The organism is Streptomyces sp. NPDC051738 (genome assembly GCF_044453205.1).
Taxonomy (GTDB): Bacteria; Actinomycetota; Actinomycetes; order Streptomycetales; family Streptomycetaceae; genus Streptomyces.
On record NZ_JBITCM010000002.1, the window covers coordinates 242,134 to 254,482 of the forward strand.

Sequence of the window (12,349 nt, forward strand, 5' to 3'; positions counted from 1 at the left end):
AGGGGGTTTTCCCCATCCGTCCATTTCGATTCGGTCAACTCTTCCCAAACATCCTTCCCTTGCATAAAGCTGTGCGGTCGTCCGGTATCGCATACCGGACGCCTCCTGCTCCTTTACCTACAAGGGATGCCGATGACCCTCACCCCCCAGCGCGATCCGAAGCCGGGCCCGAGACGCGCGGCCCTCATAGCCGTGGCCGCCGGTCTCGTCGCCGCGCTCTCCGCGGCCGGGCCGATACCCATGGCCATCGCCGCTGACACCGCGCCCGCCGCGGCGGACCCGAGCGTCAAGTCCGCGCACGACAAGCTCGGTTCGGCCGACGCCGACCTGCTCGCCGAGGCCAAGGCCGACGGCGACAAGAACGTCACGATGATGGTCGCGACCGCGCCCGGCCAGACCGAGAAGGTCGCCGAGCAGCTGGACGCGGTCGGCTCTGTGGGCCGTAGCTACGACAAGCTCGGCTACGTCCGGGCCACCGTCCCCACCGGCAAGGCCGACAAGGCCATCGCCGCGGCGACGAAGCTCTCCTCGGTGCACGGCATCGACCTGCGCGAGGAGATACCCCTGGACGACCCCGCCGTCGACACGAAGAAGTCGACGGCCGCCGCCACCTCGTACGCGGCCCCGGGCAAGAAGACCCCGGCCGAGAACCCGTACAACCCGGCCTTCGAGACGGGCGCCGTCGACTTCGTCGAGGACCACCCGAAGGCGGACGGCCGCGGCATCACCATCGGCATCCTCGACAGCGGCGTCGACCTCGGCCACCCGGCGCTCCAGAAGACCACCACCGGCGAGCGCAAGATCGTCGACTGGGTCACCGCGACCGACCCGATCATCGACAACGACCGCACCTGGCGCCCCATGGTGACCTCGGTCTCCGGGCCCACCTTCACCTTCGGCGGCAGCACCTGGACGGCGCCCGCGGGCTCGTACCAGATCAGCACGTTCCTGGAGTCGTACACCACGGGGGGCGACGCGGCGGGCGACGCCAACCGCGACGGCGACAAGACCGACTCGTGGGGCGTCCTCTACGACGCCGCGAACGGCACGGTCCGGGTCGACCTCAACAACAACCACGACTTCGGTGACGACACCCCGATGAAGCCGTACAAGGACGGCTTCCAGATCGGGTACTTCGGCACCGACGACCCGGCCACGGACGTCGCCGAGCGCCAGCCGTTCGTCGTGGAGATCCGCAAGGACGTCCCGATGGACCCGTTCGGCGGGGACTGGGTCGGCCAGAAGCGCGACTTCGTCAACATCGGCGTCATCGAGTCCGAGCACGGCTCGCACGTCGCCGGCATCACCGCCGCCAACGGCCTGTTCGGCGGCGAGATGAACGGCCAGGCCCCGGGCGCGAAGCTCGTCTCCTCCCGCGCCTGCACCTGGAGCGGCGGCTGCACCAACGTCGCGCTCACCGAGGGCATGATCGACCTCGTCGTCAACCGCGGCGTCGACATCGTCAACATGTCCATCGGCGGTCTCCCGGCGCTGAACGACGGCAACAACGCGCGCGCCGAGCTGTACACGCGGCTCATCGACACCTACGGCGTGCAGCTGGTGATCTCGGCGGGAAACTCCGGCCCCGGCGCCAACACCATCGGCGACCCGGCGCTGGCCGCCAAGGTCATCTCGGTCGGCGCGACCATCTCCAAGGAGACCTGGGCCGCCAACTACGGCTCGGTCGTGTCCAAGCCGTACGCGATGATGCCGTTCTCCTCGCGCGGTCCGCGTGAGGACGGCGGCTTCACCCCGACGCTGTCCGCGCCGGGTGCCTCGATCAACACCATCCAGACCTGGCTGCCGGGCGCCCCGGTCGCCGAGGCGGGCTACACCCTGCCGGCCGGCTACGGCATGCTCCAGGGCACCTCGATGGCGTCCCCGCAGGCGGCGGGCGCGTCCGCGCTGCTGCTGAGCGCCGCCAAGCAGAAGGGCATCGATCTGACGCCCGCGAAGCTGCGCACCGCGCTGACCTCAACCGCCGATCACATCAAGGGGGTTCAGGCGTACGAGGAGGGTGCCGGCCTCATCAACATCGAGGACGCCTGGGACTCGATCCGTGACGGCGCCACCGCCCACGAGTACACGGTCAAGGCGCCGGTCGACACCGCGATCGACCAGTTCCTGAAGACGCCGGGCTTCGGCACGGGCGTCTACGACCGCGAGGGCGGCCTCAAGGCCGGGCAGCAGAAGACGTACGACGTCACGATCACCCGTACGTCCGGCGCGGACAAGGCGATCCGGCACGAGCTGCACCTGGAGAACAACGCGGGTGACACCTTCCGCATCGTCGGCTCCGACGAGATCAGCCTCGGCCTGAACAAGCCGGTCACCGTCAAGGTCGCCGCCAAGCCGTCCTCGGCGGGCATCAAGAGCGCGATCCTGGAGGTCGACGACCCGCGCACCGAGGGCATCGACAAGCAGGTCCTCAACACGGTCGTGGTCTCGGAGCCGCTGAAGTACACGTACTCCACGTCCGGTACGACCCAGCGCAACAGCAACAAGTCGTACTTCGTGACCGTCCCCGAGGGCGCGAAGGCGCTGGAGGTCGCGATCGGCGGGCTGAAGGACAAGAGCCAGACCCGGTTCATCGCCATCCACCCGTACGGCGTCCCGTCCGACCCCACCGGCACGCCGAACTGCTACAACAACTACCTCGACGGCAACGGCTGCAAGCCTGACGTGCGTTCCTACGCCGACCCGCAGCCCGGCGTCTGGGAGATCGAGGTCGAGTCGCGCCGTACGTCGCCGCTGCTCGACAACCCGTTCAAGCTGGACGTCACCGTCCTCGGCGCGGCCTTCGACCCGGAGACCGTGACCATCCCCGAGGCCAAGGTCGGCACCCCGGCCGCCGCCTCCTGGAAGGTGACCAACAACTACGCCGCGATCGACGGCAAGCCGGCCGGCGGCCCGCTCGGCTCGTCGAAGACGGCGCGTCCCACCATCGCCGAGGGCGCCACGCAGACCACCACGGTCGAGGTGCCCGAGGGTGCCACGTCGCTCGACGTCACCATCGGCAACGTCTCCGACGCCGCCGCCGACCTCGACCTGGTCGTCCACGACGCGGCCGGCACCGAGGTGGGCAGCTCCGCCGACGGTGACTCGGAGGAGTCGGTCTCGGTCGCCAACCCGGCCGCCGGAACGTACACCATCGACGTCATCGGCTACTCGGTGCCGGCCGGCTCGACGGCGTACGACTACCTGGACGTGTTCTTCTCCGCCTCGCTCGGCACCGTCACGGTCGACGAGTCGCCGGTGAAGCTCGGCACGGGTGACTCGGCCACGCTCACCGGCAGCGTCACCGCGCAGGCGGCCGCTCCGGAGGGCCGCGAGTTCTTCGGCCAGGTCCGGCTGCTGAACGCGCGCGGCACGGTCGCGGGCGTGGGCAGCGTGAAGATCGAGAAGGTCACGCCGTAGTCAGTGGCACGGCAGTGGGGGCGGGCGTCCGTGCGGGCGCCCGCCCTCGTCGTTTCACCGGTCTCAGCAGCCGAGCTCCCGTGCCTTTGACAGCGAGGCGGTGATCCAGGCCCGTTCGGGGGCGATGTCCTGCTCGCCGACCGCCCAGAAGTCGGGCCGGCTTGCGCCCTGGGGGATGCCGATGAGTACCTGGTCGCCCTTGCGCAGGCCCGGCACGAGGTTCTCGTCGACCACGAACGTCAGCTCCCGCTCGCCCTTGTCCGGCTTGTAGTAGCGGGTCATGTCCAGGGTGACGCGCACGGACGCCGCACCGGGGACCCGCTCGACGGAGGTGGCCCGCCCCTCGGCCACCACGCGGGAGCAGGCGAGGTAGTGCGGGCTGCCGAAGTCGGTGTCGCCGGACTGCATGGAGGGGACGGCCTGGTCCGCCTTGCTCGCCCCCGCGTCGGAATCGGCGCCGGACCCGGCCTGGGTCAGCAGCCAGCCCATGCCCGCCAGCACGGACGCGGCGGCGGCCACGGCGAGCGAGCCGAGGGCGACGGTGAAGATCCGGCGCCGGGCGCGGGTGGGCTGTCGTACGGGAGCGGGGGCGGGCGAGGGCTCCGGTGCCGGTGGCTCGGCGAGCGCGTGCCCGATCATGTCGAGCTGCTCGCGCAGCAGCGCCAGGTCGGCCGCGGCGGAGTCGTGCTCGGCCATGAAGGCGGCGTCCGCCCGGACCTCGTCCGTGAGCGGTTCACCGGTGATCGCGGCCATCAGCGCGTCGGCGCCCCGGCCCTGGTTCTCGGCGGTCACGTCACACCACCTCGTCCTCGTGCAGGCGGGCGCGCAGGGCCCGTACCGCCGTGTGCAGCCTGCTCTTGACCGTGCCCTCCGGGATGCCGAGCTCCTCGGCGATCCCGCGCACCGACAGATCGGCGAAGAAACGCAGGACGAGGACCTGACGCTGGGCGTCGGGCAGGTCGTCCAGGCCCTGGGCGACGGCGAGGGAGAGCAGGCTGGTGTCCTCGCCGGAAGGGTGGGCGGCCGGCTGGCGCAGGGAGGCGAGCCGTTCGCCGAGCCGCTCCTGGCGCTTCTTGGCCCGGTGCCAGTCCATGGCGAGGTTGGAGGCGACGACCGCCGCCCACGCCGACACGTCCCGCGGCGCCTCCCGCCCGCTCGCGGCACGCTCCAGCAACCGCAGCCGGACCTGCTGTACCCCGTCCAGCAGGTCCGCCTGCGGCACCCCGCCCAGCGCGAGCACCGCACGCACCCGACGCTCCTGGGCCGCGTCCAGGGGATCTCTGTGATCGACCTCCTGGGCACGGCGGGCCTTTCTGCGCAGCACAAGCCACCCCCTCACCGCGTTTCCTCTACGACGCCGCAGCGCACGGAAACGTTCGACCCGGTCGCCGGGAGTTTTTCCGAGGTGTACGTCACACCGCCGCCCGAGCGCAGCACAGCTTGCGGCACGAGGGCCCCGTGGGACGAATTTATGCAGCTCAGCATGGGTGCGGACGGGAGTTCCGGAACCGTCCGGGCGGTCGGGGTGTCCCTGTCCGGGGGTATGAAGCGCAAAGAATTGGACAGGCGGACCTGGGTCGGCCGCATCATGGAAAGGCCGCAGACATGCAAGAACGCCCAGAAGGAGTCGCTGTGAGGGTCGGAATCGTCGGAGCCACCGGTCAGGTCGGCACGGTCATGCGCAGGATCCTCAAGGAGCGCGACTTCCCGGTCACCGAGCTGCGCCTGTTCGCCTCGGCCCGCTCGGCGGGGACGGTCCTGGACGGCGTGACGGTGGAGGACGCGACCACGGCCGACTACTCCGGCCTGGACATCGTGCTGTTCTCGGCGGGCGGCTCGACCTCGAAGGCCCTGGCCCCGAAGGTCGCCTCCCAGGGCGCCGTGGTGATCGACAACTCCTCGGCGTGGCGCCGCGACCCCGAGGTCCCGCTGGTCGTCTCCGAGGTCAACCCGCACGCGATCGCCGACCGCCCCAAGGGCATCATCGCCAACCCGAACTGCACGACGATGGCCGCGATGCCGGTGCTGCGGCCGCTGCACGCCGAGGCGGGCCTCGAAGCCCTCGTGGTCGCCACCTACCAGGCCGTCTCCGGCTCCGGTCTGGCCGGCGTGGACGAGCTGTTCGAGCAGGTCAAGAAGGTCGGCGACGACGCGCCGAAGCTGACCCACGACGGGTCGGCGGCGGAGTTCCCGGCGCCGAACAAGTACGTCGCGCCGATCGCGTACAACGTCCTGCCGCTGGCGGGCTCGATCGTCGACGACGGTCGACACGAGACGGACGAGGAGCAGAAGCTCCGCCACGAGTCCCGCAAGATCCTGGAGATCCCCGAGCTGAAGGTCTCCGGCACCTGTGTGCGCGTCCCGGTCTTCTCCGGCCACTCCCTCCAGGTCAACGCCCGCTTCGCCCGCCCGATCAGCGTGGAGCGCGCCAAGGAGCTGCTGGCCGGCGCCCCCGGCGTGGCCCTCACCGACGTCCCGACCCCGCTCCAGGCGGCCGGCCAGGACCCGTCGTACGTCGGCCGGATCCGCCAGGACGAGACGGTCGAGCACGGCCTCGCCCTCTTCCTCTCCAACGACAACCTCCGCAAGGGCGCCGCGCTGAACGCGGTGCAGATCGCGGAGCTGGTGGCGGCCGAGCTGAAGGGCTGACCGCCCGCGCGACCCTAAGGAGGGGCGGGGCACCGGAGAGGTGCCCCGCCCCTCCTGTGTGCTGACCGATGGGCTGACCCATGTGCTGACCGACGGTTCAGGTACAGGGCTTTCCCTACGGCGTTGTCGCGAGGGCCCTGGGACGTCGCCTCCCGTGCAGGTCCCGTGGAAGGATGGCGCAACCCACACATATCGAGGAGATGACCGCGTGCCTGGCACAAACCTGACTCGCGAAGAGGCGCAGCAGCGGGCGAAGCTGCTCACCGTTGACTCGTACGAGATCGATCTCGACCTCTCCGGCGCGCAGGAGGGCGGCACCTACCGGTCCGTGACCACGGTGCGCTTCGACGTCGCCGAATCCGGCGCCGACTCCTTCATCGACCTCGTTGCCCCGACCGTCCACGAGGTGACCCTCAACGGCGACGCGCTCGACGCGGACGAGGTCTTCAAGGACTCCCGGATCGCGCTGCGCGGCCTGCTTGAGGGCCCCAACGTCCTGCGGGTCGTCGCCGACTGCGCGTACACCAACACGGGCGAGGGCCTGCACCGCTTCGTCGACCCGGTCGACCAGCAGGCTTACCTCTACACCCAGTTCGAGGTGCCGGACGCCCGCCGTGTCTTCGCGTCCTTCGAGCAGCCCGACCTGAAGGCGACCTTCCAGTTCACCGTGAAGGCCCCGGAGGGCTGGACGGTCATCTCCAACTCGCCCACCCCGGAGCCCAAGGACAACGTCTGGTCCTTCGAGCCGACGCCGCGCATCTCGACGTACATCACGGCGCTCATCGTCGGCCCGTACCACTCCGTGCACAGCGTCTACGAGAAGGACGGCCAGTCCGTCCCGCTCGGCGTCTACTGCCGTCCCTCGCTCGCCGAGTACCTCGACTCGGACGCCATCTTCGAGGTGACCCGGCAGGGCTTCGAGTGGTTCCAGGAGAAGTTCGACTACGCGTACCCGTTCAAGAAGTACGACCAGCTGTTCGTGCCGGAGTTCAACGCGGGCGCGATGGAGAACGCGGGCGCGGTGACCATCCGCGACCAGTACGTCTTCCGGTCCAAGGTGACGGGGGCGGCGTACGAGGGCCGCGCGGAGACCATCCTGCACGAGCTGGCCCACATGTGGTTCGGCGACCTGGTCACCATGGAGTGGTGGAACGACCTGTGGCTGAACGAGTCGTTCGCCACCTACACCTCCATCGCCTGCCAGGCGCACGCCCCGGAATCGCGCTGGCCGCAGGCGTGGACGACGTTCGCCAACCAGATGAAGACGTGGGCGTACCGCCAGGACCAGCTGCCGTCGACGCACCCGATCATGGCCGAGATCCGCGACCTGGACGACGTGCTCGTCAACTTCGACGGCATCACCTACGCCAAGGGCGCCTCGGTCCTCAAGCAGCTCGTGGCGTACGTCGGCCAGGACGCGTTCTTCAAGGGCGTCCAGGCGTACTTCAAGCGGCACGCGTACGGCAACACGCGCCTGTCCGACCTGCTGGGCGCCCTGGAGGAGACCTCCGGCCGCGACCTGAAGACCTGGTCGAAGCAGTGGCTTGAGACGGCGGGCATCAACATCCTGCGCCCCGAGATCGAGACGGACGCGAGCGGTGTGATCACGTCCTTCGCGATCCGCCAGCAGGCCCCGGCGCTGCCGGCCGGCGCGAAGGGCGAGCCGACGCTGCGCCCGCACCGCGTCGCGGTGGGCCTGTACAACCTGGACGCGACCTCCGGCAAGCTGCTGCGCGCCGAGCGCATCGAGCTGGACGTGGACGGCGAACTGACCGCCGTACCGCAGCTGTCGGGCAAGCCCCGCCCGGACGTGATCCTCCTCAACGACGACGACCTCTCGTACGCGAAGGTCCGCCTGGACGAGCAGTCGCTGGCCTTCGTGACCGAGCACCTCGGCGACTTCGAGGCCTCGCTGCCCCGGGCCCTGTCCTGGGCGTCCTCCTGGGACATGGCGCGCGACGCCGAGCTCGCCACCCGCGACTACCTCTCCCTGGTCCTGTCGGGCATCGGCAAGGAGTCCGACATCGGCGTCGTGCAGTCGCTGCAGCGCCAGGTGAAGCTGGCGATCGAGCTGTACGCCGCCCCGGCCACCCGCGAGGCCCTGCTGACCCGCTGGACGGACGCCACGCTGGCCCACCTGCGCGCGGCGGACGCGGGCAGCGACCACCAGCTGGCGTGGGCGCGGGCGTTCGCGGCGACGGCCCGCACGCCGGAGCAGCTGGATCTGCTGGAGGCCCTGCTGGACGGCTCCCAGGCGATCGAGGGGCTGGCCGTGGACACGGAGCTGCGCTGGGCGTTCGTGCAGCGCCTGGCTGCGGTGGGCCGCTTCGACGAGACGGAGATCGCGGGCGAGTACGAGCGGGACAAGACCGCGGCCGGCGAGCGCCACGCCGCCACGGCCCGCGCCGCCCGCCCGACCGCCGAGGCCAAGGCGGAGGCCTGGTCGTCGGTCATCGACTCCGACAAGCTCCCGAACGCCGTCCAGGAGGCGGTGATCTCGGGCTTCGTCCAGACCGACCAGCGCGAACTCCTCGCCCCCTACACGGACAAGTTCTTCGAGGTCGTCAAGGACGCCTGGGACTCCCGCTCCCACGAGATCGCCCAGCAGATCGCGATCGGCCTCTACCCGGCGATCCAGGTCTCCGAGGAGACGCTGCGCAAGACGGACGCGTGGCTGTCGTCGGCAGAGCCGAACGCGGCGCTGCGACGCCTGGTCTCGGAGTCCCGGGCGGGCGTGGAGCGCGCGCTGAAGGCGCAGGCGGCGGACGCGGCGACGGAGCGGTAACCGTCGTCGTACGTACGTCGACAGGGGCGCCCGGTGCTACGGCAGCGGGCGCCTCTTGTATGCGGCGCCTCTCGTCCACGGGCTCGGAGCGCGATGTCCGTTTACCGCCGGTGGGCGGGGCCGACGCGCGTGAGGCTGGGGACATGACGACCCACCCGGCACACCCACGCCCCATCGATCCGACGGCCCTCAAGGAGTTGCGCTCCGCCGACGACGCGGGGCGCCGCATGGTCCCCGTGACCGACGAGGAGGGCGGGGCGCCCCTGCGCTGCTGCCTGCGCCGCAGCGCACCCGGCGAGCTGATCGCCCTCGTGTCCTACGCTCCCCTGCGCCGCTGGGCGGCCGAAGTCGGCGCCGACCCCGGGGCATACGACGAGCAGGGCCCCGTCTTCGTCCACGCCGAGGAGTGCGCGGGGCCCGACGGGGACGGCCTGCCCTTCACGAACGCCCACCGCACCGTGCGCCGTTACTCGGCCGAGGGGCGCATTCTCGGGGGTCGGCTCGTGGATGCGGGGGCCTTCGCGGAGGCTCTCGCGGAGGCGTTCACCGACCCGGCGGTGGCGCTCGTCCACGTCCGGGCCGTCGAGTACGGCTGCTTCCTGTACGAGGTACGCCGGCCCTGACACGAGGTACGCCGGCCCTGAGTTCCGCCGCTGCGGTGCGTCAGCCTGCCGCGGCCTCCCGCAGCGCCCCGAGCACCCTCCCCACCGCGGCCCCGGCCTCACTCCCCCTCCGCACCGCCGCCACCACATGCCGAACCGGCCGCGGCTCCCCCACCTCCCGCATCACCACCCCACCCCGCGCCACGGCGGCCATCCGCGGTACCAACGCCACCCCCATCCCGGCCTCCACCATCGCCAGGATCGCCGTCCACCCGGCCGCCGAATGCCCCTGCCGAGGAGTGAACCCGGCCGCCTCGCACGCCCCCCGCGTGATGTCCGACCACGGCCCGCTGCCGCCGAAGATCCAGTCCTCCCCGGCGAGATCGGCCAGCCGCAGCCCTTCGACGTGCGCCAGTTCGTGCCCCGTCGGGAGGGCGACGTCCAGCGGGTCCGCGAGCAGTTCCACCCGTGTGAAGCGCGCGTCCCCGACCGTCGGTGCCTGCGCGGCCAGGGACAGGGCGAGGTCGACCTCCCCCGCCGCCAGCACCTCGTACGCCTCCCCCGCCTCGGCCTCCCGCACCCGTACGACCACCCCGGGGTGCGTCTCGCGCAACGCCCGCACGGCCGGTACGACCAGCGCGGGCACCGCCGTGGAGAAGGCCGCCACCCGCACCTCGCCGACCTCACCGTGCACGTAGGCCGCCAACTCGGCGTCCGCCCGCTCCAGTTGCTCGAACACGGCCTCGGCGTGCCGCAGCACCAGCCGCGCCGCGTCCGTGAGCCGCACCCGCCGTCCCTGTGCCTCCAGCAACGGCACCCCGACCTGCTTGGCGAGGTTCGTCAGCTGCTGCGACACGGCCGACGGCGTCATCCGCAGCGCCTCGGCCGTCGCGGTCACGGTCCCCCGCTCGCGCAACGTCCGCAGGATCTGCAGCTTCCGGATGTCCCACTCGACCATGGCGGCAACCTACGTCACCGACGCGCCGCAGCCCCCAGGACGACCCCGCCGAGAATCAGCGCCATGCACAGCACCTGCGGCAGGCCGACCGTCTCGCCGAGGACCGCCCAGGACAGCAGGGCCACGCACACCGGCTGAAGGTAGTAGACGACCCCGGCCCGGCTCGGGCCGACCAGCGCGATCGCCCGGTTCCAGGCGAAGAAGGCGACGGCGGAGGAGGCGACCCCCACGTACAGGATCGGCAGGACGGTGCCGGGTGTCGGGTCGAAGCCGCCCTGCACCGCCAGGCTCACGCCTTGCGCGGGCAGCAGCAGCGCCGTGCCCAGCAGGAACGTGGTGAACAGGAAGGCCGTACCGCCGAGTTCTGCCGGCCGGCGCCGCAACAGGCCGCTGTACGAGGCGAAGCAGCAGGCCGCCGCGATCATCCACAGATCTCCCGCCGCGAAACGGGCCCCACCGGCGCCTCCCCCGATCAGCAGCACGACGCCCGCGCAGGCCGTCAGCAGTCCCGCGACCCTGCGCGCGCCCAGCCGTACCCCCGCGACCCGCTCGAACACGGCCATCAGAACCGGCGAAGCGGCCATGATCATGCCCATGTTGGCGGCGGGCATGGTCAACCCCGCCTGGTTGACGAGGGTGTTGTAGGCGGTGACGCCCAGGAGCGCGGCGAGGAGCACGAAGCCGAGGTGGCGGCGGATCAGCTCCCGCTGCCGCCAGGCCTGCCGGGCGCCGAACGGGGCCACCGCGACCAGCGCCACCAGCCACCTCCAGAACGCCTGCTGCACCGGCGGCACACTGTCGTGCAGCGCGCGGGACGTGACGAAGCTGCCGGACCAGACGACGGTGGCGAGGGCGGCGAGCGCGATGCCGAGGGAGGTCGCCTTGAGGAGGGGGGTCGGGGTGGGGGCTGTCCTGGGGAGGACGACGGTCACGGAGGTCCTTTCGCTGGTCGGTGATCGGGTTCGATCTACCGTCGCAGCGCCAGACCAGTCACGTCCATCGAATCTTTTCGGCCCTTTCCTTCAGTAGAACTGAAAGGTTGTCGGGCCTTGGAGCGCGCCCCGATCTGTCCCACCACCGTCGCGCCGAACGCGAGCGCCATGCCCGTGAGCTGCACCGGCGTCAGCGCCTGACCCAGCGCCGCCCAGCCCACCACCGCCGCGGTCAGCGGGGACAAGGGGCCGAGGAAGGTGACCTGCGTGGCGCTGAGGCGGCCGATGCCGCGGAACCAGAGCCAGTACGCGACCGCCGTGTTCGCCAGCGCAAGGTAGAGGTAGCCGACGGTCGCCCGGCCGTCGAGCGCGGGCGGCGCACCCTCGACGAGGAGGGCGAGCGGGGCGATGAGCAGGCCGCCCGCGGTGAGCTGCCAGCCGGTGAGGGCGAGCGGGCCGACGCCGTCCGGGCGGCCCCAGCGCTTGGTCAGGACGGTACCGGCGGACATGGACACCGTGGCGGCGAGGGCCGCCAGCACGCCGACGGCATCGAGCGCACCGGCCGCCTTCAGCACGACGAGGCTGACGCCGAACGCCGCCACGACGCCGGTGAGCACGTTCCGCACCGTCGGCCGTTGCCCCAGCAGCAGCGCCGAGAGGCCCACGACGAACAGCGGGCCGACCGAGCCGACGACGGCCGCCAGACCGCCGGGCAGCCGGTACGCGGAGAGGAAGAGCAGCGGGAAGAAGGCGCCGATGTTCAGCGCCCCCAGCACCGCCGACTTCCACCACCAGGCGCCGCGCGGGAGGACGCGGGCGACGGCGAGCAGCAGCAGACCGGCGGGCAGGGCGCGCATCAGGCCGGTGAACAGGGGGCGGTCGGCCGGCAGGAACTCGGTGGTGACGGCGTACGTCGTGCCCCAGGAGACGGGGGCGAGCGCGGTGAGGAGTATCAGGGCCGGGCGGGAGGCACCGCCGGCACGGTTGCCACGGTTGACGGCCATGA

The 12,349-nt window shown here is 71.4% G+C and carries 9 protein-coding genes; 4 read left to right on the forward strand and 5 right to left on the reverse strand.

All coding sequences use genetic code 11. From position 1 onward, the window contains the following. Window positions 1-132: 132 nt before the first annotated feature. Window positions 133-3,417 (forward strand): S8 family serine peptidase, encoded by a 3,285-nt coding sequence (locus ACIA8X_RS05675; protein ID WP_393451526.1) that lies wholly within the window; start codon window positions 133-135, stop codon window positions 3,415-3,417. Between the two features lie 63 nt (window positions 3,418-3,480). Here the strand turns inward: ACIA8X_RS05675 and ACIA8X_RS05680 are convergent, their stop codons facing one another. Together ACIA8X_RS05680 and ACIA8X_RS05685 are read right to left on the reverse strand one after the other, a co-directional pair. Continuing rightward, window positions 3,481-4,209, reverse strand: coding sequence for a hypothetical protein (locus tag ACIA8X_RS05680; protein WP_393451529.1), 729 nt, complete (start codon window positions 4,207-4,209; stop codon window positions 3,481-3,483). A gap of 1 nt (window position 4,210) precedes the next feature. Beyond that, the gene (locus ACIA8X_RS05685) at window positions 4,211-4,741 is read right to left on the reverse strand and encodes a sigma-70 family RNA polymerase sigma factor (RefSeq protein ID WP_393452083.1); all 531 of its coding nucleotides are present in this window, start codon (window positions 4,739-4,741) and stop codon (window positions 4,211-4,213) included. A gap of 308 nt (window positions 4,742-5,049) precedes the next feature. On the opposite strand from ACIA8X_RS05685, the gene ACIA8X_RS05690 reads away from it, so the two are divergent. The 3 genes from ACIA8X_RS05690 to ACIA8X_RS05700 all read left to right on the forward strand — a co-directional run bounded on the left by ACIA8X_RS05690 (window position 5,050) and on the right by ACIA8X_RS05700 (window position 9,474). Beyond that, window positions 5,050-6,066: an aspartate-semialdehyde dehydrogenase gene (locus ACIA8X_RS05690; protein ID WP_393451532.1), complete on the forward strand. Its 1,017-nt coding sequence runs from the start codon at window positions 5,050-5,052 to the stop codon at window positions 6,064-6,066. A gap of 208 nt (window positions 6,067-6,274) precedes the next feature. Continuing rightward, on the forward strand, window positions 6,275-8,851 hold the full coding sequence (pepN, locus tag ACIA8X_RS05695) for an aminopeptidase N (protein ID WP_393451534.1): 2,577 nt from the start codon (window positions 6,275-6,277) through the stop codon (window positions 8,849-8,851). A gap of 143 nt (window positions 8,852-8,994) precedes the next feature. Then, window positions 8,995-9,474 (forward strand): DUF1203 domain-containing protein, encoded by a 480-nt coding sequence (locus tag ACIA8X_RS05700; protein WP_393451537.1) that lies wholly within the window; start codon window positions 8,995-8,997, stop codon window positions 9,472-9,474. Window positions 9,475-9,514: 40 nt separating this feature from the next. Here ACIA8X_RS05700 and ACIA8X_RS05705 read toward each other — a convergent pair whose 3' ends face one another. The 3 genes from ACIA8X_RS05705 to ACIA8X_RS05715 are packed head-to-tail and all read right to left on the reverse strand — an operon-like array spanning window position 9,515 to window position 12,347. Next, window positions 9,515-10,411 (reverse strand): LysR family transcriptional regulator, encoded by an 897-nt coding sequence (locus tag ACIA8X_RS05705; RefSeq protein WP_393451540.1) that lies wholly within the window; start codon window positions 10,409-10,411, stop codon window positions 9,515-9,517. 14 nt (window positions 10,412-10,425) lie between these two features. After that, complete coding sequence (locus tag ACIA8X_RS05710; RefSeq protein ID WP_393451543.1) at window positions 10,426-11,343, reverse strand: DMT family transporter; 918 nt, start codon at window positions 11,341-11,343, stop codon at window positions 10,426-10,428. A gap of 35 nt (window positions 11,344-11,378) precedes the next feature. Then, entirely contained in the window at window positions 11,379-12,347 is a 969-nt protein-coding gene (locus ACIA8X_RS05715) for an EamA family transporter (protein WP_393451546.1), read from the reverse strand. Between the last annotated feature and the right edge of the window lie 2 nt (window positions 12,348-12,349).